18 protein-coding genes and 1 pseudogene are annotated in these 21,457 nt (G+C 67.0%); 11 read left to right on the top strand and 8 right to left on the bottom strand.

The features are described from left to right. Positions 1 to 2: 2 nt before the first annotated feature. The 3 genes from IE244_RS12405 to IE244_RS12395 form a co-directional block, all read right to left on the bottom strand. Positions 3 to 695: a class I SAM-dependent methyltransferase gene (locus IE244_RS12405; protein ID WP_191873419.1), complete on the bottom strand. Its 693-nt coding sequence runs from the start codon at positions 693 to 695 to the stop codon at positions 3 to 5. A 1-nt stretch (position 696) separates the two neighbouring features. Next, entirely contained in the window at positions 697 to 1,608 is a 912-nt protein-coding gene (locus IE244_RS12400) for a phosphotransferase family protein (RefSeq protein ID WP_191873417.1), read from the bottom strand. An 83-nt stretch (positions 1,609 to 1,691) separates the two neighbouring features. Beyond that, positions 1,692 to 2,441: a hypothetical protein gene (locus IE244_RS12395; RefSeq protein ID WP_191873416.1), complete on the bottom strand. Its 750-nt coding sequence runs from the start codon at positions 2,439 to 2,441 to the stop codon at positions 1,692 to 1,694. A gap of 225 nt (positions 2,442 to 2,666) precedes the next feature. Here IE244_RS12395 and IE244_RS12390 point away from each other — a divergent pair, with 225 nt between their 5' ends. From IE244_RS12390 to IE244_RS12375, 4 genes and pseudogenes are all read left to right on the top strand, one after another. Then, entirely contained in the window at positions 2,667 to 4,019 is a 1,353-nt protein-coding gene (locus tag IE244_RS12390) for an NsdA family TPR-like regulatory protein (protein WP_191873414.1), read from the top strand. Between the two features lie 35 nt (positions 4,020 to 4,054). Next, the gene (locus tag IE244_RS12385; RefSeq protein WP_191873412.1) at positions 4,055 to 4,555 is read left to right on the top strand and encodes an NUDIX domain-containing protein; all 501 of its coding nucleotides are present in this window, start codon (positions 4,055 to 4,057) and stop codon (positions 4,553 to 4,555) included. Between the two features lie 158 nt (positions 4,556 to 4,713). Continuing rightward, positions 4,714 to 4,983 (top strand): annotated as a pseudogene (locus IE244_RS12380) (hypothetical protein); the annotation flags it as partial. A gap of 203 nt (positions 4,984 to 5,186) precedes the next feature. Next, complete coding sequence (locus IE244_RS12375) at positions 5,187 to 6,287, top strand: DUF3644 domain-containing protein (protein WP_373305738.1); 1,101 nt, start codon at positions 5,187 to 5,189, stop codon at positions 6,285 to 6,287. 427 nt (positions 6,288 to 6,714) lie between these two features. Here IE244_RS12375 and IE244_RS12370 read toward each other — a convergent pair whose 3' ends face one another. Genes IE244_RS12370 through IE244_RS12360 form a run of 3 tightly spaced genes read right to left on the bottom strand, consistent with a single transcriptional unit; the run spans position 6,715 to position 12,808 of the window. Next, positions 6,715 to 9,858 carry a type I restriction endonuclease subunit R gene (locus IE244_RS12370; protein WP_191873408.1) on the bottom strand — a complete coding sequence of 1,048 codons (3,144 nt, stop codon included), beginning with the start codon at positions 9,856 to 9,858 and terminating at the stop codon, positions 6,715 to 6,717. Next, positions 9,858 to 11,066 (bottom strand): restriction endonuclease subunit S, encoded by a 1,209-nt coding sequence (locus IE244_RS12365; RefSeq protein ID WP_191873406.1) that lies wholly within the window; start codon positions 11,064 to 11,066, stop codon positions 9,858 to 9,860. Before IE244_RS12365 ends, IE244_RS12370 begins: the two co-directional genes overlap by 1 nt. After that, on the bottom strand, positions 11,063 to 12,808 hold the full coding sequence (locus IE244_RS12360) for a type I restriction-modification system subunit M (RefSeq protein WP_191873404.1): 1,746 nt from the start codon (positions 12,806 to 12,808) through the stop codon (positions 11,063 to 11,065). The genes IE244_RS12365 and IE244_RS12360 overlap by 4 nt, the downstream gene beginning before the upstream one ends. 1,233 nt (positions 12,809 to 14,041) lie before the next feature. Between IE244_RS12360 and IE244_RS12355 the strand changes: the two genes are divergently transcribed. From IE244_RS12355 to IE244_RS12345, 3 genes are all read left to right on the top strand, one after another. Continuing rightward, a complete protein-coding gene (locus tag IE244_RS12355; RefSeq protein ID WP_191873402.1) occupies positions 14,042 to 15,016 on the top strand; it encodes an STAS domain-containing protein in 975 nt (324 codons plus the stop codon). Between the two features lie 253 nt (positions 15,017 to 15,269). Beyond that, positions 15,270 to 15,782, top strand: a complete 513-nt coding sequence (locus tag IE244_RS12350) for a DUF5994 family protein (RefSeq protein WP_229854066.1) — start codon at positions 15,270 to 15,272, stop codon at positions 15,780 to 15,782. Between the two features lie 139 nt (positions 15,783 to 15,921). Continuing rightward, complete coding sequence (locus IE244_RS12345; RefSeq protein WP_191873704.1) at positions 15,922 to 17,115, top strand: PP2C family protein-serine/threonine phosphatase; 1,194 nt, start codon at positions 15,922 to 15,924, stop codon at positions 17,113 to 17,115. Between the two features lie 2 nt (positions 17,116 to 17,117). On the opposite strand, the gene IE244_RS12340 is transcribed toward IE244_RS12345, so the two are convergent. Both IE244_RS12340 and IE244_RS12335 read right to left on the bottom strand, forming a co-directional pair. Beyond that, positions 17,118 to 17,600: a DUF5994 family protein gene (locus IE244_RS12340; RefSeq protein WP_191873400.1), complete on the bottom strand. Its 483-nt coding sequence runs from the start codon at positions 17,598 to 17,600 to the stop codon at positions 17,118 to 17,120. A 268-nt stretch (positions 17,601 to 17,868) separates the two neighbouring features. Further along, the gene (locus IE244_RS12335; protein ID WP_191873398.1) at positions 17,869 to 18,609 is read right to left on the bottom strand and encodes a class I SAM-dependent methyltransferase; all 741 of its coding nucleotides are present in this window, start codon (positions 18,607 to 18,609) and stop codon (positions 17,869 to 17,871) included. A 209-nt stretch (positions 18,610 to 18,818) separates the two neighbouring features. On the opposite strand from IE244_RS12335, the gene IE244_RS12330 reads away from it, so the two are divergent. From IE244_RS12330 to IE244_RS12315, 4 genes are all read left to right on the top strand, one after another. Continuing rightward, positions 18,819 to 19,613 carry an SDR family NAD(P)-dependent oxidoreductase gene (locus tag IE244_RS12330; RefSeq protein WP_191873396.1) on the top strand — a complete coding sequence of 265 codons (795 nt, stop codon included), beginning with the start codon at positions 18,819 to 18,821 and terminating at the stop codon, positions 19,611 to 19,613. A 121-nt stretch (positions 19,614 to 19,734) separates the two neighbouring features. Beyond that, positions 19,735 to 19,977 (top strand): hypothetical protein, encoded by a 243-nt coding sequence (locus IE244_RS12325; protein WP_191873394.1) that lies wholly within the window; start codon positions 19,735 to 19,737, stop codon positions 19,975 to 19,977. Positions 19,978 to 20,167: 190 nt separating this feature from the next. Next, entirely contained in the window at positions 20,168 to 20,377 is a 210-nt protein-coding gene (locus IE244_RS12320; protein WP_191873392.1) for a hypothetical protein, read from the top strand. A gap of 697 nt (positions 20,378 to 21,074) precedes the next feature. Beyond that, entirely contained in the window at positions 21,075 to 21,389 is a 315-nt protein-coding gene (locus IE244_RS12315; RefSeq protein WP_191873390.1) for a hypothetical protein, read from the top strand. The last annotated feature ends 68 nt before the right edge of the window (positions 21,390 to 21,457 follow it).

Below are 21,457 nucleotides of genomic sequence, written 5' to 3'. Positions count from 1 at the left end.
GGTCAGAGCTTGCGCGCGGTGATCAGCAGGGTGGTGGGCCAGAGGCCGTGGCGGGCGTCGTGGAATTCCTGGGCCGAGGCGAGCCAGAGACCCGCTCGTCCGAGGTGCTTCTCCCAGCGTTCCGCGTCGAACTCCCAGCGCGCGATGGGCAGGCGCGTGCGGTCGGGAAGGGTGACGTAGTCGCGGCCGGGCCGGTCATCGGTGGAAGGGCGCCTGCCGCCCCGCTGAGGGTGGGGGACGGAGAAGGCGAGGGTGCATCCGGGTTTGAGGTGCTGGGTGATGGCCGGGAGCAGAAGCTCAGGGGCGACGAGGCCGATCGCTCCGAAGACGGAGTAGATCGCGTCGAAGCGCTCGTCGGAGGCTTGCAGGTAGTGCAGGGCGTGTCCGGCGACGAAGGTGAGGTTGTTCAGCCGTCCGTAGTGGGAGCGGGCTCGGCGGACCTGTAGGCCGACGAGGTCGACGCCGGTGACGTGGGCGCCGTAGCGGGTGGCGAGGTGGGCGGCGTTGTGGCCGGGGCCGCAGCCGAGTTCCAGCAGTCGCTTGCGGCGCAGATCCGGTGCGAGGATTTCGGCGCCGGGTCCGCTGCCGGGCCGTGTAGTCCATTCCATCCGCGCGGGGACGGACAGGGGCTCGGCGGGGGTGGCCGTGGTGCGCTGGAGCGCGTGGACGTACCAGGGGGACGCCTGGGCAAGCACGTCAGACCTCCAGGAGGTGGAGGACGTCGGTGAGGTGCCGGCGTACGGCCTTGATGTAGGCGGGGTCTGTGGCCGGGTCGTTGATCCAGCGGATGGACTGCTCCATGAACCACTCGACGGCCCAGACGCGGTGCCAGCCCAGCGCCCACTTCTCGGCCGGAAGCCCGCCACGCTTGGCGAGGGCGTCAGGGGTGCCGCCTTCGCTGACGTACGTCTCCAGGAAGACCCGCAGTCGGGCGGGGTCGGGGTTGTCGAGGGTGCCGTGCCAGCTGGCGAGGTCGAGCAGGCCGGGGCCGGTGAAGGCGCGGGCGAAGTCCAGCAGGCGCCAGCCGCGCCGGCCGATGTGGAGGCTGGTGGGGTGGAACTCGGAGTGCACCCAGCCGAACGGGCCGAACGCGGCGCCGGCCGAGCGCGCTTCGGCGGCTTGGGCGATGCGGTCGAGCGCGTCCTCGATGTCGTGGGTGTCCTCCCACCGGTCGGCCTTGCGCAGGTGGCCGAGGTGTTCCGAGGCTCGCGCCGGGAGGCCGCGCAGACCCTCCTGATCGAGGACAGGCAGGGCCGCGGCCGTGCGGGTGCGGTGCAGGACCACGGCTGCGGCGGCGCCGTCGAGGTCGTCGGCTTCGCGGATGGGAGCGCCGAGGTCTTCCAGCAGCATCCCGAGCCAGCCGTCCAGCACTGCCGAGGCGTGAACGGAAGGAACGGGGACGCCGAGCGTTTTTGCCAACCGGAGTGCCTGTTCCTCCCTGTCGAAGGGCCTCCTGGCGTACTTGAAGATGGCGGTGCTGCCGTCGGTGAAGGTCAGACGCTCGACGCCGGACATGGACCAGACGCGCACCTCCTCACGCGATGCGCAGGTTTGGTTGGCGAGGGTCAGCAGGTTGTCCAGGAGTTCGGCGTTGAGGGTCGCGTCCATGAAGGGCTCTCCAGTGCGGTGGGGGCGTCCGGGGCAGGCGAGAGGTGCCTGCCCGCCCCGGAGCCTGGCGTGCGGTGCGGGTGCTACGCGGCAGGGCTGACGCGGTGGGCGTAGACCTGCTCGATCCAGCCGGCCTTGAAGGCTGCGAGGTCGGAGCGGAAGGCGGTCATCGACGCACCGTAGGGTGCGACGACGCCGCCGGACTGGTCCGGCACAGACTGGCAGCCGTGCACGAGCCGGCCGCCGAGGGCGGTGTGGGCCTTGATGGACTCGATGCGGCGGTGCTCGTTGAACCAGCTGCCGTGGTAGACCTCGTCCAGCATCCCGCCCATCTCGTCGTCCAGGTCGAATACGACCGAGGTGGCGGCGGGGAAGAACCAGCACGGGCCGACGTTGGAGATGTGCCCGTCCAGCTCGACCTTGTTGAGCGCCATCAGCGTGGCCGCCTCGCGCAGCATCCGCAGGTGCTCGGCGGTGATCTGCGGCAGACCGAGGTCGGCGAGGTGCTCGTCGCGGAACAGGTAGGCGTACACCTCGTAGGCGGTGGCCAGCACGCGGGCGGCGTCCGAGGTGGACTCACTGTGGGCCTTGATGAAGTCCAGGGCGAGCTGCTCGACCGCGCTCTCGGTGGTCTCCTCCACGTCCAGGAGCTGGGACCTGACCAGCTCCCAGTCGGCGACGAGCCAGGTGTTGGACTCGAAGCGGAAGAAGTACTCGGCCGGGTCGATCGTGATGCGCCGGCCGTCGACCTGGATGCCCGGCAGTCGGCTCCAGCGCTCGTCGAACGCCTGGGGCAGCTCGACCGTGATGGCCGTGGTGTCGATGGTGGTCACCGTGTCTCCGTCTCTGATCGGCCGGGTTCGGGCACAGGCATGCCTGAACCCGGAACGGGTGTACGGAACTTCAGGGAGCCGCCCGGCCGAAGGGGGGAGCCTGGTCACGGTGTCGGACCGGGCCGGGCGGCTGATATTCAGTGAACACGCCGTCACACACAGTGGGTACGGTGAGAGGCAGTCAAAGCGGTATACGCGGTTTACAACTCCGGAGCGGAGGCGGTCGTGGCAGCGCAGAGAGAACCCAACTCCCGCCTGCGCGACACCATCGAGGCGACGGGCTGCACCTACGAGGCTCTGGCAAAGGACATCCGACGCATCGCTGCCGAGAACGGCGAGACCCTCCAGACCAACAAGTCGGCTGTCTCCCATTGGGTGAACGGCACCCGCCAGCCGACCGGCCGGACCGCCCAGTACCTCGCCGAGGCACTGTCCCGGCGAGCAGGCCGCACGGTCTCCGAGACGGAGATCGGTCTCCGCGGAGGCGAGGCACCGACCGAGCAGGCTGATCCCGTCCTCGCCGCGACCGACCTGGGCCGTGCCGACGTCGAACGCCGACGCTTCCTGGCCGTGGCCGCCTTCACCGCAGCCGGCGTCGCCATGCCCCTTGCCTATGACCACGAAGCCACAGCGCGCATGCTCCGCGCCCGCTCCGGTAGCTCACTGGTCGGTGCGGAGGACGTGGACGTCGTACGCCAGATCACCGCAGCTTTCAGCGCCGCCGACGAGCGCCTCGGCGGCGGCCATGGACTCACCACCGTCACCGCGTATCTCGCCGACACCGCCGCCCCCATGCTCCGCGGACGGTTCCCGAACGAAGCCTTACGCCAGGCAGCCTTCGGAGCGGTCGCAGAACTCGCCTACCTCGCAGGGTGGAAGCACCACGACCTCGGCCAGGAAGGCGCCGCCCAGCGCTACTACCAGGTCGGCTACCAACTCGCCTGCGAAGCCGACCCACACGGCCACGCCGCCTGGATGATGCGCGCCCTCGCCCACCAGGCCCTCAGCCTCAAGCAGCCCCACCACTGCGTCGACCTCGTAGAGGGCGCACTGATCCGCGGCCTGGGCCGCGTCGACGGCCAGACCGAGGCGCTGCTCCACATCACCCATGCCCGCGCGTACGCCGCTGTGGGCGAGAAGCCCGCAGCGGCTCGAGCCCTGCTCGCCGCCGAAGACGCCCTCCTACGTGACGACGGTCCACAGCCGAGTTATTCCCGCGTCAGCGGTCCGGCAGCCGGCACCGTCGCCAGCCACACTGCCCGCACACTGACCGACCTCGCGGACCACGTAGGCACCGAGCAGCAGCACCGCGACGCACTGGTGCGCTGGGATCCCGAGAAGTACAAGCGCGTCCACGCGCTCACCTACGCCGACCTCGGCGACAGCCTCGCCGCCCAGGCCCGAGCCGATGAGGCCGTCGCCGCCTGGTCCCAGGCCCTGATCCTCATGGAGGGAATGACCTCCGACCGCACCCGCAAGGCGATCAGTTCGCTTCGCTCCACTCTCGCCGTCTACCAGCGCCGCAGGGTGCCCGGCGCGGTCGAACTGGCCCGCCGCGCACGCGAAGCACTGGCCTAAGCTGCCCACCAACCGGCCGACGAAGGGACACAACCGTGGCTCAGCGGACAACCGACGACCACCCCAAAGCCCTCAAGCCCGCCCTCGAATCCATGACCCTGCTGGTCGCCGCCATCATCGTCCACGACAAGGCCACCAACCGCGTCGTCCTCCTCCAGCGCAGCCAGAACGCCAAGTTCGCCCAGGGCATGTGGGACCTCCCGGTCGGCAAGAGCGAACCCGGTGAGCCGATTACCGAGACCGCCGTACGCGAGCTGTACGAGGAGACCGGCCTGACCGTGAAGCCGGAGGCCCTGAAGGTCGCCCACGTCATCCATGGCGCTTGGGGCGTCGAAGCTCCCAACGGCTTCCTCACGGTGGTCTTCGCCGCGCACGACTGGACCGGCGAACCGGAGAACCGCGAACCTAGCAAGCACGCTCAGGTCTGCTGGGTCGATGCCGATGCCATCCCGGAGGAGTTCGTGGACACCACCGCGAGCGCCCTCCACCGCTATCTCACCGGTGGCCCTCAGGTATCGCTGGATGGGTGGAAGTAGGGATCAGCACGGCGGCAGCGTGGCCTGCGCGACTCGGAACAGGGCCGTGATTATTTGTTGCGCCCCGTGTTCCAGAGGTTAAAGACCTTGCGCGGCCGGCTGCCGGTTGCTTGCCCACATCCCCGACCGACCAGCCGCGCGCATGGCAGAACTGACATTGCCTGGCCGCCCTCCGGCCCCACATGATCCGCTCTCGGGCCATCACCGCGACCCGCCTCGCCCACGCCCAGCTCGCCCAGGGCGCCCCCGATGCCGCCACGGCCACCGCGATGAAGGTTCCCGCCGAAGCCGCCACCCAGCACGCCCGGGTCACGCGCATGCTGCAGGAGTTCGGAGCCGCACTGCGCACCACCGCGCCAGGATATCGGGCAAAGCCAGCCGTCACCGGCCTCGCCGGTCCTCACCGTGATGATCCGCGACACCGCTGACCCAAGAGGCGGGCAGCGCAGGAATTGACCCTCGGAGCCCAGTCTCGGAGCACGTCCGGCGGGCCTCGTTGAACATGTTGGGCACAGAGACGGGGCGACCGAGCGGGTCTGGTGCTCGTCGTAGCATCTACCAGCCCGTAATGACAGGAAACCTCTACCCTGGACACCGATTATCTGGTGCGTCTGGAACGTGAGGGCTGCGAGTGAGACTGAGGCAAGAGGCTCGTGTCCTCAAGGAGAAGGCCGTTTCTTCGATGGTTGCGGCGGCCGAGGCATTCAACTCGCCGCACAACCGAGGGCGAGAAACGAAGGTACTTCTGCACCTTCAGCACTCCTTCGAGATGCTGCTGAAAGCCGCGCTCGTGCAGAAGGGCATTAGCGTCTTCGACCCGGCCCTGGGGCGGTCACTTGGATTTGAGACCTGCGTACGCAAGGCTGCAGAACACCCGGACATCAAGCTCAGCGAGCCTGACGCAGGGACGCTCAGAGCCATCGATGCCATGCGTGATGACGAGCAACACTGGTTCAACCAGGTTTCCGAGCAACTGCTTTACGTGCATGCCCGAGCTGCCGTGACACTCTTCGACGACCTGCTCAGGGGCGTATTCAAGGAGCCGCTCGCTGACCACCTGCCAGACCGTGTACTGCCGGTGTCGGTTGACCCGCCCCGTGACCTTGCGCTCCTCCTGGACGAGGAATACACACAGATCGCGGCCCTACTCAAGCCGGGCCGACGAGCGACGCACGAGGCGCGAGCCAGGATTCGAACCTTGTTGGCGATGGAGGCCCACACCGGGCCGGAGACCCGCGTCTCGAGTAAGGACGTCGATCGCGTTCAGGCTGGCATACGCGGGGGAGCGACGCGCTCGGAAGTCTTCCCTCGCTTGGAGGAGCTGGCTACTGCTACGGACGGTGAGGGGCTGCTGATCAAGGTGCGCTTCGTCAAGAACCAGGCGGCTCCGCCTGTGCGCTATGCAGCTGATGAAACCGTGCCCGCCGCCGCGATCCGGGAGGTGGACCTCCAGGCCAAATTCCACCGCTCAGCGGCCGAGCTCGCTGGGGCCCTTGCCTTGACCCAACCCAAGTGCGTCGCGTTGCGGCGGCACCTGGGCATCGACGCTGATCCCGCGTGTTGCCACGAGTTCGTATTCAGCTCCCAACGCCTGAAGCGCTTTTCCGACAACGCCTTCACCCGCATGCGCACCGCGCGCGACACGTTGGATCTGGAAGCCGTCTGGCGAGCTCACAACCCGTCCGCCCGCCAACTGGAGTCCTGCAAAGTGCCCGGCTGTCGAGCTGGGTGATCATCGCGACCTATGGCGATCTTGACTACTTGCGGAGACCATCGTGCTCTGGACGTCGGAGTATCGCCACCAACGATTGTCGAGTGCCCTGCTCGTGTCAGTGGGCTGCGCTAGCCTGCATCCGCTCTGCCGCTGTCGCCGCCGAAGGCGCAGCCTGGTCAACCAGGCACTGAGGGGAAGCAATGCGTCAAGAAGAAATCACCGAAGACTGCCCTGGGACAGGACAGGACGGGTACATGGACGAAAGTGCACCAGGCGACGAGTGGTACGTGATCTGCCCGGTCTGCAGGATGAAGTGGGCAGGAGGCAGCACCCTCATCGAACCCCACAAAGACTGGCGCAAACGCTGAGGTCGGAGTCTGGCAGTAGGCGGGCGGCCCTTGACCCAAGGCCCGCTTGCTGGGGTGCGACGCGCGTGCTGCCGTATCTATGAATCCACCTGCTGATCGATCGCTGCTTCGTAGAAGGCATCCGCAAGGGCGACGATGATCGAGTTGATGGCCGGCCCGTCGGTGAAGAAGTAGTCAGCCATCGTGTTGTGGGCGTCCTGGTTGTCTGCGACCGCCTCCGTAACGGCGGCTTGGAAATCTGGTGACTCCAGGAACTGCTTCTTGGAGTTCGCCTTGGTCTGCCTGATCAGGTTCGGGTCGGCGAGCAACCGCTGGACGAGTCCCTGCACGAACTCCCTGACCTGGTACTCGGCGAACGATTCGGCACCGAAGAGGTCGTTCATCTTGTCTATGACGACCTGGAGCGCGACGTACTTCGGATCCTTCTTCATTCCCGTGCCGGCGGCGCTGATGCCCTTCAGCTGCCCGTCGCCCACAAGTGAGATGTCGACCTGGATTGCCTTGTTGTGCTTGACCCCGACCAGCACCACGTCGGAAAGGTCCACCTCGGCCGCCCAGGCGGACTCGGCGATGACCTTCTCCAGCAAGCGCAGGAAGATCGAGAGCATCTCCATGTAGGGATCGCCGTAGTCGACGATCTGGGACATGAAGTCATAGAGACGTACGTAGGTGGAGACATCCTTGCGGAACAGGTCGAGCTCCTGGAGCGTGACCTTGTTCTCCTCCTCGATCGCCCGCGCGTAGCGGCGCCGGAAACCGTGCTGCGCCGGGCTGATCGCCGCCGAGAGCGCGTTGTTGCCCTTCCGAGTCACCCACAGCTCGGCGACCTTGCGAACGTCGTCCTCGGTGTAGATTCCGGCCTGGGCAAGCTTGTTAGCCAGGTGGACGACGACGTACGGATCGGTCTCGGTCTCCAGGGTCGCGTTCTTGAAGTACGGCTCGAAGGCTGCCTTGATGTCCTCGGGCTTGTTGGCGAAGTCGATGACGAATGTCTTGCGCTTCTGCTCCCCACCAGCCGTGCGGTGGGTGCGGTTGAGCCGCGAGAGCGTCTGCACCGCGGTGACCCCTGACAGCTTCTTGTCTATGTACATCGCCGAGAGTAAGGGCTGGTCGAAGCCGGTCTGGAACTTGTTGGCGACCAGCATGATCTTGTACGTATCGCCCTTGAATGCGGCTGCCAGATCAGCCCCGGCACCGGGGTTCATGTTGGCTTCGGTGAACTCGTCATCCTTGGAAGGCTGCGGGCCCCAATCGCTGTGCCAGGTCTCGTCCTCGCCCATCGTCACCCCGGCAGAGAAGGCGACCAGGGTGCGGTAGTTGTACGAGGCGTCCTCGGCGCGGCGCCTGGCGATATAGGCGTCGATGGCCAGTTTGTACTTCACCGCGGATTTGCGCGAGTCGGTCACCACCATCGCCTTCGCCTTGCCTTCAAGGAGGTAGGCGACGTTGGCGTGGAAGTGCTCGACGATGATCTGCACCTTCTGGCTGATGTTCGTCGGGTGGAGTTGTACCCACCGCATGAGACCCTTGCGGGCAGCAGCCTCCTCGACCTCTCCCCCATCACCGCTCTCGGCCCTGCCGGCGATCTTCAACGCCGTGTCGTAGGACTGATAGCCCTTGAGCACGTCGAGGATGTAGCCCTCCTCAATCGCCTGCTTCATCGAGTACAGGTGGAACTCGCGCGGCTTCCCGTCGGCACCCTTGCGGCCGAACAATTCGAGGGTCTTGTTCTTCGGCGTCGCGGTGAAGGCGAAGTAGGAGATGTTCTCCGACTCGGCCCGCTCGGTCATCTCCGAGGCCAGCACCGACTCCACATCGACCTCGCCGCCCTCCTCGATCTCCTTGACCTCCTCGGCCGTCAGTACCTGCTTCAGCTTCGAGGAGATCTGACCCGACTGGGAGGAGTGCGCCTCATCGGCGATGACGGCGAACCGCTTGCCCTTGAGGCTAGCGTCGGTCCGGATCTCGTCCAGCGCATGCGGGAAAGTCTGCACCGTAACCGCGATGATCAGCTCGCCGTTCTTCAACGCTTGCGCCAGCAGACCCGACTTCGATTTCGCGCCGGCCTTGCGGACGTCCTCGGGGCTGATAGTCACGACGATCTTGCCGGTGCCGTCGATCTGCCGGATCGCATCCTGCAGCTGGGAGTCGAGCACAGTGCGGTCCACGACCACGATGACTGAGTCGAAGACCTTCCGATCATCAACGTGCAGCCGCGCCAGCCGGTGGGCCGTCCAGGCGATGGTGTTCGTCTTCCCCGACCCGGCCGAGTGCTCAATCAGGTACCGCTGCCCGACACCCTCCTCCTTCACCGCCTCGACGATGCTCGTGACGGCCTCCCACTGGTGGAACCGTGGGAAGAGCATGCTCGTACGCCTCACCGACGTGCCGGTGGTGACGTCCCACTCCTCCTTGGTCTGCACAATCATCAGCCGCCCGATGATGTTCAGCCAGGCGTGTTTCTCCCAGACGCGTTCCCACAGGTACGCCGTCGACGACCGTCCGTCCGCGCCAGGCGGGTTGCCGGCACCGCTGTCGAAGCCGATGTTGAACGGCAGGAAGTGGGTCTTCTCCCCCTCCAGCCTGGTGGTCATCGCCGCGAGGTCGTTCGAGACCGCGAAGTGGACCAGAGCGCGGTGTCCGAAGGACAGCAGCGGCTCGGGCCGCCCATTAGTCAGTGGGTTGCGGTCCTGCTTGTACTGGTTGATCGCCTCATCCAGCGACTGGGTGAAGTCCGTCTTCAACTCCACCGTGGCCACCGGAAGGCCGTTGATGAAGAACACCAGATCGAGGATGCGCTGATCAGCGGTCGAGAAGTGCACCTGCCGCACCACCCGGACCCGCATCGCCTCGTAGTGCGCCGTGGTTGTCGCGTTGAGCGAGGTCTCGGGGCGGAACTGCGCCATCTTCAACCGGCCGCCACCGATGTACTGCACCCCGTTGCGCAGGATGTTCAGTGTGCCCCCACCATGCTCCAGCGGCCTGTCCAGCGCCGCGGTCAGCACGTCGAGGAACCTCGCCTGCGAGCCCGCCGCCTTCAATGCCTTCTCGTACGCCGGCTTCTGCGTCTCCTGCAGCCACGCGTACAGGTCATTCGGGAACAGCGCCCGCTCCCTGTCGTACTCCCCGCCGTCACGGTCGTTCTCCGAGTACAGCCAACCGTGAGCCTCGAGGTACTTACAGATCTCCGTCTCGAAGACCACCTCGTTGTGATCGGCCATCACGCCCCCTCGCGTACGTCAATCTGCCCCGTCACCGCCGCCGTGATCAACGCCGACCGCCGTTCCTTGGAGAGCTCGATGAAGCGCTCGGTCTCCTCGATGAGCGTGTCGATCTTTGCGGTCTGCTCATCGAGGGATGCAGCGATGTTTCGCTGTTCGTTGATGGGCGCGACTGGCACACGAAGTCCCCTGATGTCATCGAGCGCCAGCTGCATCTTCGCCCCGCCTGCAGCACCTTCCTTGAGCTGATCTTGGCCCTTGGTGGTCAGCATGAACCACCCAATGAACCTGGAATCCACATGCTCTGACTCCAAACGGCAGAGAGCCACATGCTGGCTAACGTACGCACCGACCCAGTCGCCCCCAACCACGGCGACCGATCCCAAGTAGGCCGTAATGGAGAAGAGCAGATCTCCTGCCTCCAGCATCGTTCGCGAGCCCTCAGTCACATTCGCTGGCAGGTCGACGAACTGGACGTCACCTCGAAGGTCGAGGCTGGCTCGCGGCAAGTTCCCGATGCGGACGAAACGCTCGCCCGCATCCGCGTAGTAATCGGCCCACCCGCGGGAGCCACTCGTCAGGAATCTGACGTATCGGCGCAATTGCACGCAAGGCTCACCAAGCACCGAAAAGGCCACGTCGATGATGGCTTGCCGTCGCTCGCGGAGCATCTCGATCAACCGCTGCTGCTCCTCGATGAGCGTGTCGATGCGGGCCGTCTCGCGATCGAGGTAGTGGGCGATGGCTCGCTGTTCGTCGGCCGGGGGCAATACAAGAGGAATGCGGGCGAAGGTACTCCAGTTACGGAAATCAACGCTGCGTTCGCGGACGTTCGGCGCCTGGGTGGCGAGGAACCCGGAGGTACCAAGGTGGCGTAGCAGGCGGGCAAGGTAAGCGGGATCGTCGCCCACCACAGGTTCGCAGACGTGGTAGACGGGTGAACCGTTGCCATGACTGTCCGAGACGCCGACGGCGCCAGCAAAACCGTCGAGGGCGTGGAAGACCAGGTCGCCGGGGCGGATCTCCTGATAACCGTTCTCGCTATCAGAAAAGGTGTAGCCGTCCTCTCGGCGGTTCGAACGCAGAGTGACTGTGCCATCCCGATAGGCGGTGATAACACCGAGCCCCGACCGAGCAGGTCGGTCCAGCAGGCGCAACACTCGCCGCACCGTTGTCTCACGCCAGTCGGGCGGCGGGGTGGTGATCACTGCTCCACCTCGCGGAGGAGATCAAGGATCTTGGCAACCTGCTTCTCCAGGTCGGCGTCGATCTCGGCGAGCGGGCGGGGTGGCACGTACTTGTAGAAGTGGCGGGTGAAGGGAATCTCGTAGCCGGTCTTGGTCTTGGACCAGTCGATCCAAGCGTCAGGAACATGCGGCTTCACCTCCGTGTCGAAGTACGTCTGGATGACCTCGCGTTTTCCTGTCGCACCGGCGGTTGAGCCACCGTAGGCGAAGGGCACATTTTCGGTGTCACGCTTTTTCGAGTCGGGCTTCGGGTTGCCCTTGCGATCCACGACAGGGTTCCCGTCCTCATCGAGCAGGGGACGCTCGACGGTGATGGTCCAGTAGCCGAACTCGTCGTTGCGCAGCACCTTGGAGTGGTCGGGGTCGGCGTCCTCGAAGTCGGCGTACAGCCGCACTACCTCGGCACGATCATCGTCGCTGATCTCGCGCCCCTTGGCCCCGAGGTTCTTGCGCATCTTGGTCCAGAACGACGTGCCGTCGATGAGCTGGACCTTGCCCTGACGGTCTGCTTGCTTGGTGTTGTCGAGGATCCAGATGTAGGTGGCGATGCCGGTGTTGAAGAACATGTTGGTCGGCAGCGCGACGATCGCCTCGACCAGGTCGTTCTCCAGCAGCCACCTACGGATGTTGGAGGGGCCGGATTCGGCAGCGCCGTTGAAGAGCGGCGAGCCGTTCATGATGATGCCGACGCGGCCACCACCGTCCTCGGGGGCGCGCATCTTGTGGGCCAAGTGGAGCAGGAAGAGCATTTGGCCGTCCGAGGTCGCGGGGAGTCCCGGCGCGAATCGGCCGTAGGGGCCGGCGGAGTCACGCTCCGCCTTGACTGCCTTGGCGTACTGCTTCCAGTCCACCCCGTAGGGCGGGTTAGACATGCAAAAGTCGAACTGGCGGCCCTTGAAGGCGTCGTCAGTGAGCGTGTTACCGAAGGCGATGTTGGTCGCGTAGTGCCCCTTCGCGAGCAGGTCGGACTTGCAGATGGCGTACGACTGCGGGTTGTACTCCTGGCCGTACAGGCTGAGCTTCGCCTCGGGCTTCTGAGCGAGCAGGTGCTCCTCTGCCAGGGAGAGCATGCCGCCGGTGCCGGCGGTGGGGTCGTACAGCGTCCGGACGATGCTGCCCCCGGAGGGGGCGACGTCCTTCTCAGCGAAGAGCAGATCAACCAGCAGCCGGATCGCGTCGCGCGGCGTGTAGTGGTCTCCGGAGGTCTCGTTCGCGGCCTCGTTGAACTTGCGGATGATGTACTCGAACGCATCCCCCATGTCGGCGTTGGACACCACTTTGGGATGCAGGTCGACGGCGCCGAAGGACTTGACGATCTCGCGCAGGAGTCCAGCTTTCTCCAGGGCCAGGATCTCCTTCTTGAAGTCAAAATACTCGAACACGTCCACATCGGCCGAGAACCGGTCAATGTAGTCAGCGAGGTTGTCCGCCAGCCCATCCGCATCGGCCAGCAGGTTCGCGAATTCGTAGTTGGAGGTGTTGTAGAACGTCCGCCCCGTGGCCTTCTTGACCTCGACCTTGAGCCGGTTCGGGTTCTCGTACCTCGCAGCCAGCTCTCGCACCACCGCACGGTCCGGCTCAAGTACGCAATCGAGCCGTCTCAGGATCGTGAACGGAAGAATCACAGTCCCGTACTGGTTGGGGCGATAGGGCCCCCGAAGCTGGTCGGCGATCGACCAGATGAAGCTACCGAGCGTACTCACAAGGTTCCTCACGAGAATCGTCTAGCAGTGACGATCACTTTGCCAAAGGGACCAGCCAGCATCCCATGGTTCAGCTAAGAAACCTCCTAGACGTGCTCATGCCAATCGGCGCGGCTGCTTGCACATGTTGCCGGAGCGGCAACATGTGCAAGGCGTTGGAAGGCCGCAAGAACGAACCGGGCCCCCGCAGACTCCCCTACGAAGAGACGGGGATGCGCCAGCACGACACCGAGGTACCTCAGGTGCGTGAGCGATGCGTGAGCGGACTGCCCGATACAGGCCCGCATGAGCCGGACGAAGTGGCTCGCCGTGCGGTTCTGACCAGGGGAAACAGCATCGCACGGCAGCGCCAGGCACCCCCCGGCAAGGATTCGATCCCACTCCTAAAGCGGGTGTCGCAGGTTCGAATCCTGCCGGGGGCACAGAGAGAAGGGCCAGCTCAGGAGGGATCCCCTCCCAGGCTGGCCCTTCGGCGTTTCAGGGGTCGTGCCACAGACGTGCCACTACGGCCCGGCAGGACCCCTCTCGGCCGAGTCGGAGGCCACCGAGTCGGAGGCCGCTCCCCCACCGCCCCAGATCATGGCCCCGAGCCGATCCGCGATGGCCCGGTCACGGTCGCTGGTCATGTGCTGATAGCTCAGCGCGGCGCGCGAGCTGCTGTGGCCCATGCGGGAGCAACGTCACGGGCGCCCACGCCTTCCACGTGCGCAACCTGCCCCTGCTGAAGGGCCAGCGCGTCACAGTCAGCCGCCTCAAGACCTGACCCCTCAGACGCCCTGTCGTCGGGGCAAGTCCGCCCGCGCGTCAGGCCGCCTGACGGGAGAGGGAGTGGGGAGGGCGTTCGGTTCACCACGTCATAGGCGTGGAGGACACCGCTGGAGGCGCTCTTCGCAAGCCGGGCCTGACGGGAACCCATGCGCTCGTACTCGTCGCAGAGCCCGGACCGGGGCACGGCCCGTGAGGTGATGCGGCACCTACCGTGCCGCGCGCCCGTCGCCGCAGCCGCTTCCGGTGCGGCCGACGTACGGTTGAAGTACCGAGGGCATCACGCACTCCGGCTGCCCCGCCGGGTCGTCCTCGGCGAGAGACGAACCCCGGGCCGCCCCAGTGGTCGGCGCGGAGACGGGTCGGCATCATGTCCGCCGCGGTCGGAGCAACTCCGCGCAAGCTCATCACGGCAGGGGCCGCGCTCAGCACCCGTGCAGGTCCGCAACCCCGCCGAGGGGAGGCGTGATGACCTTTTCCCGGCTGGACATCCATCGGCGGAACCGAGGAGAGCGGACGCTCGTCACGCTTGCCGGTGACATCGGGCCGACCACGACGCCGCTGCTGCGGGCCGCAGTGGAGCAGTGTCTGCTGGACGGCGTCACCGTGATCGATATCGACCTGACCACGGTCGGGTCCTGCGACGCCAGGGGCTTGGACGTCCTCCTGTCGGCATCACGGCGCGCCGGCCGGGTCCACGCTCGCCTGCGGCTGCACCATCCGTGCGCGCAGATCACCCGGCTCCTCGATGCGACCGGATCGACTTCGCTGCTCCTTACGGCCCCCGTGAGTCCCGTGCCGCCCGCCGCGCCCGGTGACCTCACGAGTACCGTGCCGCGGGCGCTCGATGACCCCGCTCGTCGGCCGGATCAGCCGGTCCTCAAGGACGGGATCCGGCTTCGCCGGCTGACCCGCTGGCAGGCCGAAGGTATGCGCGAGGACATCGCGGACCTGGCTGCGGAGTCCGTCGCGGGCACCGCTGGCGAGGCGTACCACGACCGCGGAGACTTCCTGCACCGCTTGGCGGTCACTGCCCACCGCCCCGGCTTCGCCCTGCTGGTCGCCGAGACGACGGTGCTGGTCGGTTGCGCCTTCGGTTTTCCGGTGGGCTCTGACGGCTCCGGTCGCGGGGGGGTCGACGGAACGCTCCAGGAGATCATCCAGCGGCTCACCTCCCGCGCACGGTTCGTCGTCCTCACCCAGGTCGTGGCCCATCCGCACGTTCAGCACCGCGATATCGCCCGCCGCCTGCAACAGCGTCTGCTCACAGACCTGCACTCCTCCCTCGGGGTCACCCTGCTGCATCCTGCCGACCAGGCAGGACAAGCCGCCTTCTCGTCCTGGGGCTGGCAGAACATGGGTGAGGTCGTCGGGCTGCCCGGCCCTGTCGCCCCTTGCGTGTTGACCCTGCCTGTCGAAGAGGTGCCCTTGGCACGCCGATGATGCGGCAGAGGAGCGATGAGCCGACGGTCGTACCGGCCGGGGCGGTCACGGCACCCGTCGTCCGCCGTACGGACGTGTCTCCACGCGATGGCTGTCTGCCTCTCCGCGCGATGGCTGCGCACCACGCCGCCCGCCACGGCCGGGAGTAGCCTGACAGATACCGAGAGCTTTTCGGGCGCACGACCACGGCGGCGCCGTTCCCGGCGAGTGACAGACACGGGCAGCCTGAAGCCGCCTGGAACGGGATCGCACGATGAACGCCATCACCAAGCCCGCCGAAGGTACGGCGCCAGGTGACGGACACTCCTACCGGATGCCCTTGCCCCGGCTGCGCCTCACGCCGGACGTCAGTCATGGTCCGCTGGACGGGGCGTGGTGGCCGCGCTGCGACGCACTGGAACTGGAGCTGCCCGCGCTGGTCGGCTCCTTGGATCCGAGCATCGGCACCCTCACCCGCGTGACCGTGGGGACCGCCGCCTGGCCCGACGCCCCGCAGGAGGTGATGGCGCCCGGCCATGTGATCGAGGTGATCCTGAGCGACTTCGCCGCCGAGGCGCATGCCATCACCGTGGACTGCGGCACCGTGGGACGCTGGGAACTGCTGGTGATCCCCCCCGACGAGCCGGCCGGAACGGCAAGCCGGCTGCTGACCGCTGCCGCCGACCCCGAAAACCCACTGTCGGCTCCGCGCCTGCTGGCACTCGCCGAGAGCGGCCTCGACGGACAGGACACATGGGAGTCGGAAGGAGGGTCCGGACTCAGGTGAGAGGCCCGATCCGGACGGGCCCGGGTGACGGGGCCAGTCCCGGGGCGTCTACGACCCCTCGATGGAGCGATGACACTGGCAGACCCTGCACCGTCCCAGCCCGCCGCTCCGATCGGCTCGGAGCATGGCAGGTGAGGGGATGACGGCCGAACAGCGTGCGGACCGCTCCGAGAGCTTCGGGGAAGCTCTGCTGGGAGAGGTCCTCGATCGCGCGCACGAATTGCCGCCCCATCTCATCGGGCCGTTGGTCGCCGACGTGGTGGAACGGCTCGGGGGCCGTCGGCCTCAGGTGCTGCTGCAGGACTACGGCCAACTGCTGCTCGTACCCCTGCCCGGCGACGGCCTCACGGACGGCGAACCGCAGGTGATCGACGACTCCGAGGCAGGCCGCTGCTTTCTCGACGCTCACCCCGTCGAACTGTCCGAGGACGACGGCGTGCGGGTTCACCTGCCACTGCTGGACGGCGGCGACCAGGTCGGGGTCATGGCAGTGACGTTGGACAGCGTCGATGACCACGACCGCCGCATACTGCGCAGGATCGCCGGCCTGGTGGCCGACCTGCTCGTGACCAAGCACGGCTACTCCGACCTCTTCTTCGGTGTCCGACGCAGGGAACCGATGAGCGTCGCCGCCGAGATCCAGTGGGCCCTGCTGCCACCGCTGGCAATGATCATGCCTCGGGTCGCCGTGGCCGGGATCCTGGAACCCGCCTATGACGTGGCGGGTGACAGCTTCGACTACGCCCTCAACGGAGACGTCCTCCACGTGGCCATGATCGACGCGATGGGGCACGGACTGGACGCGGCCACGATGGCGACCGTGGCCATCGGCTCCTACCGCCACGCCCGCCGCGCCGGCACCGGGCTGCCGGAGATCTACGCCTTCATGGACCGCGCTGTGGCGGACCAGTTCGGCCCCGAGCACTTCGTCACCGCGCAAATGCTGCAGCTGGACACCACGACGGGGCATCTTCAGTGGGTCAACGCCGGGCACCCGTCACCGATGCTCGTCCGTGATCACCGCGTCACACTCCGGCTGACCGGTCCGACGACCCTCCCTGTCGGCTTCGGGGGTCCGCAGCCGCAGACGAGCGAGATGAAGCTGGAGCCGGGGGACCGCCTCCTCTGCTTCACGGACGGACTGATCGAGGAGCACAAGACCGGGGAGGACGAGTTCGGGGAGGACCTGATGATCGACTGGGTGAACCAGTTGGAGAGAACCGGCCGCGGAATCCGGGCGGTGGCACGGTCCCTGTCCCACACGCTCAAGCGGGCGCGGGGCGGACACACCACGGATGACGCGACGCTGCTCCTGGTGGAGTGGCGCGGATGACCTCACTCTGGCGGCACCTGCGCGCTTCCTGTGTCGATGAGTATCTGATTCGCCTGGGTGACGTTGTCGGCCCGGACGGCCTGAGCCATCGCGGCACGGGCGGCCTCGGGCGCTGTGTCCGGCGGAACCACCAGCAGCGAGAAGATGTCCTGGTCACCTCGGGTGATCAGCACGGTGTCGTCGCCCAGCGGAAAGGAGTCGATGTGTACCACTCGGTCGTCGACGACGATCCGCGTCGGGAGCCCTTCCCAGGCCGTGGTGTCCAGCCCGACGCGCGTGACGGGGCCGAGATGACCGGTGAGGGCGCTCAGCAGCGCGGGCAGCTCGGCGGCGATGTCGCGCGACCGCGGCCACCACGCACCGTCGAGGACGCCTTCGCGCGACTCCGTGGTCTCCAGCCTGAGCAGCGCACATCCCGGCTGCACGGCCTCGTGAACACCGCTGGGCAGATGCCGGGAAACAGGCCGTGCATCGGAGTCGGTCATGAGGATCACCCGTCTTCGGGAATCGGTGCGATCACGGGACTCGCCTCGCCTTTTACACGCTACTCCTCGTGCCACGGGGCCGATTTTCAAATTCGCCCTGTCACAGCCCTTTCCAGGGAAAACTCCTAAAGCGGGTGTCGCAGGTTCGAATCCTGCCGGGGGCACACGGGAAAAGGCCCCGGAGCGATCATGGTCCGGGGCCTTTGCCATCTGCTTCTGACATCGACGCGGGCGGTCACTGACGACCAGGGCGCTTCCGCAACAGCACTTACGGTTTGTGGGTTACCCAGAGGAGTTCCGCCGGCCAGCGGTGTGCCCAGTCGGGTGGGTCGGTTTCGTTGTAGCCGTTGGGTGTTCCGAGTGCGGGCCTCGGCTCGATGAGGTCGTCGATGACGAGACCCGCGCCACGCAGGACCTTGACCCAGTCGCCATAGGTGAGCTGATAGCTGGTCGCGCCCTCGCCTTCGGCGATGGTGTTCAGCCCGAAGTAGTCCTGCTGCAGCGTCGTGGTCACGCGGCTGGCGGCTTCGTCGTAGCAAGCTTCGAACCATGGGCTGGCGACGTTGAACACCAGGCGCCCGCCTCGGGTCAAGACGCGTGCGGCCTGCGGGACGGCCAGGTGCGGGGGCGCCCAGCTGAGCCCGCCGAAGTCGCAGAACACCAGGTCGAAGCTGTCGGCGGCGAAGGGAAGTTGTTCGGCGGCGCCTTGCACCAGCGGGTAGCGGACCGCTCCCATCGCGCTGGACGCTGCGGCGAGTTGGGCTTCGGACAGGTCGAGCCCGACCACGGTGGCCCCCTCGGCGGCGAGCGCCCTGGACCACTGGCCGGCGCCGCAGCCGAGTTCGAGGACGCGCTTGCCGGTGACGTCGCCCAGGGCGTGCAGGTGCGCGTCGGGGATGGAGTACATGCCCCACAGCCGGGGTGTGGCGCCGATCTGCGGGTCGTGCTCGCGTTGGTAGGCGCTGCTGATCTGGTTCCAGAGCCGCCGATTGGCGGGGATGCTGTCCACGTGCCGACTCCAGCACTGCCTGCCGGGGCGGTCAACACGATGGGGGCGCAGGCAGGCCCTCGCCTCGGTCCGGCCCTGGCTCGGCCCATGATCGCCGGACCAGCCCTAAAGCCAGGCCTCGTACCTGAAGCCGGGCCTCAGGCATGCTCAGGTACATGAGTTCTGCCTACCCTCGATAGAGGGGGTGACCAACCCGGAAAAGGACCGCCATGGACCTCCAGCTCAAGGACAGGGTCGCCGTCGTCACCGGAGCGAGCAAGGGCATCGGCCTGGCCATCGCCGATGCGTTCGCCCGTGAAGGCGCACACGTCACCGTCGGCAGCCGGAGCATTACTCCCGAGCTCAAAGGGCTCCACGAGAAGTACGGCGTCACCGCAGTCCCGGTCGACTTGTCCACCGCAGACGGACCGGGCGCACTCGTCCGACACGCGGTGGACCAGTACGGCAGGGTCGACGTCCTGGTCAACAATCTGGGGACCGCGACGCCCCGTCCGAGCTTCCTGGACATCGACGACGCCGAGTGGCAACGGATCTTCGACATGACCCTGTTCAGCGCGGTCCGGGCCAGCCGCGCTGCGCTTCCTCACCTGCTGGTCGTGGACGGGGGTTCCATCATCAACATCAGCTCCATCAACGCGCGTCTGCCCTTCCCCGTGGTCGTGGACTACTCCGCGGCCAAGGCCGGGCTGAGCAGCCTGACCAAGTCGCTGTCCGAGGAGTTCGCACCGCGAGGCGTCCGGGTCAACGCGATCGCCCCGGGGCCGGTTCGCACTCCCTTCTGGACCGCGCCGGGCGGCTTCGCCGATGCCACGGCAGCCCAGGCCGGGACCACCGCGCAGGAAGCCATCGATGCGGTCGTGCCGCAGAGCATGGGCATCTCCACAGGACGAGTCACCGAAGCTCACGAAGTCGCCGATCTGGCTCTCTTCCTCGCCTCCCCGCTCGCCGGCAACATCACAGGAGCCGAGTTCACCATCGACGGCGGCCAGGTCAAGACATTGTGATCTCTTGCGCCTGCCTACGTGCCCGACCAGACGCCACTTGACCGCGCAAGGGTGGTCACCCGCAGGGATCCGAAGACGGCCGGGTGGGTGTTGGCGTTGTGGTTCGGTCGCCACCAACGCGTTGGAGGCTGAACGACAGCGCTACCTCGATGAGCTGTTCACCGACACGCTCGGATTCTGCGGCGCCGAGATCATCCGCCGGGTCGTCGGCTTCGCCCGCCCCGCTGACTTCACCACCATCACCGACTCCGCCCACCGCGCCGCAGCCGAGCGGCGAGCACTCGCGCTGGCCCGAACCCTGACGACCGCGCCAACCGCTCACCGCTCCGCCGCCGACCTCGCCGCGGCCGCGCGAGACAGCTGACACATCGTCGGCGGATTCACGGCACGAGCGAGCGCGGGGCACCTCCGTCCCGTGTCGGCGGGGTTGCGGCGCCCGCCCGCCACGACTCGCGTGTTTGCTCAGCGTCACCCATTCTGAGTAATAGGGCGTCCCTGGCATGAGCCCGGTCATCCCGAAGCACCGCACCAGGGACACGCGAGAGGAGAAGGCCGTGCGTGTACGACGACTGCTTGGGCTCACCCTCGCCACAGCAACCCTCGTCGGCATGAGTGCCGTCGGCGCCGCCACCGCTCAGGCGGCGACGTATCCGACCATCTCGGCCGAACAGTGCACGGCCGAGGGCGGAACGGTCCACCCGGGCGGCCCCTACCTCCCTCCCACGTGCAGGTTCCCCGACGGGCACTCGGAAGGCATCACCTGAGCGCGCCGGACTGGGCGGGCGCCGCTCCACAGGCTGTGGTGACAGCTGTCCTTGACGGCAACGTCCGTGCGCCGGAGCGGTCTTGACGGTCTCCCGGAGCACGTACCGCGCCTTGCCGCCGGTCCGCTGCTCGGCGCGTTGAACCTGCGAGTCCCGGCCAACCCAGGAGAGTAGGTGGCTCCCATGTGTACGTCGTCCCGCGCAGCCGGTCTCCTCACCGGTCTAGCCCTCGCACTCGGTGTGGCCTTCGCCGCCCCCGCCGCCCATGCGGACATCCCGGCCTGCACCAACCTGGTCCAGGGGGCGGGCGTCGACGTCTCGGATGCCGTCAGAACGGCGTGTACCCAAGGTGTGCACAATGACCTGCAAGGCTGTGTGAAGGGCCTGACCGCGGCCGGCGTGCCGGGCGGCGCCGCGAACGGTGCCTGCCGGCTGGCGGCCAACCCCCCTGCCTGAGCAGTGCGCGGTCGGCGCTGGCAGGTCACCTTGTGGTCATCGACGAAGCCTGACCGTCGGTTAGGTCCCGGACGAGTCTCCGGGCCGCCCCCGGACAGGTCAGGGATGCAACCATTCCCTTCGGAGCTGGAACCCCCGGAAGCCGACCGCGCGCTGGAGACCATAGCCGCGGGCACTGACAACGGTCCCTTGCCTTTGGCCACCCGCCGGAGGAAGATCCTTCCGGATCGAGGGAGATGTGATGCTGCGGTTCATGGACTGGTCCGTGGTCGCGATGGGGTGTGTGCTGGTGCTGGGTGGCCTCGGGGGCCGGCGGTGGCAGCGGACCCGAGTCCGGAAGAACGAGCGTCCCGAACAGGGCAGGCCCTTCATCTGGACATGGCAGCCCCTCCTCATGGGCCTGGGAATGATCTGCGCCAGGGTGCCGGGCCTGCTTCGCGCGCCTCACCTCGTCGTCGAGGTCTTCGACGCGCTCAGCTTCGGACTGGCGGTCACGGTTCTGGGCTTCTACCTCAGGTCGGCGTATCACTGTCTTCGGTCGCTCCGCACCACGTGACGGCCGCGAGCCCGACAGCCCTGAGCCCGGCCAGGGTGGGGTGACGCGGGCCCCGGCCCATGCCTCGG

Source organism: Streptomyces filipinensis, from assembly GCF_014649495.1.
Classification (GTDB): Bacteria; Actinomycetota; Actinomycetes; order Streptomycetales; family Streptomycetaceae; genus Streptomyces; species Streptomyces filipinensis.
The sequence above is the reverse complement of the archived record's forward strand: the minus strand, read 5'-3'. Positions and strand labels throughout refer to the sequence as shown.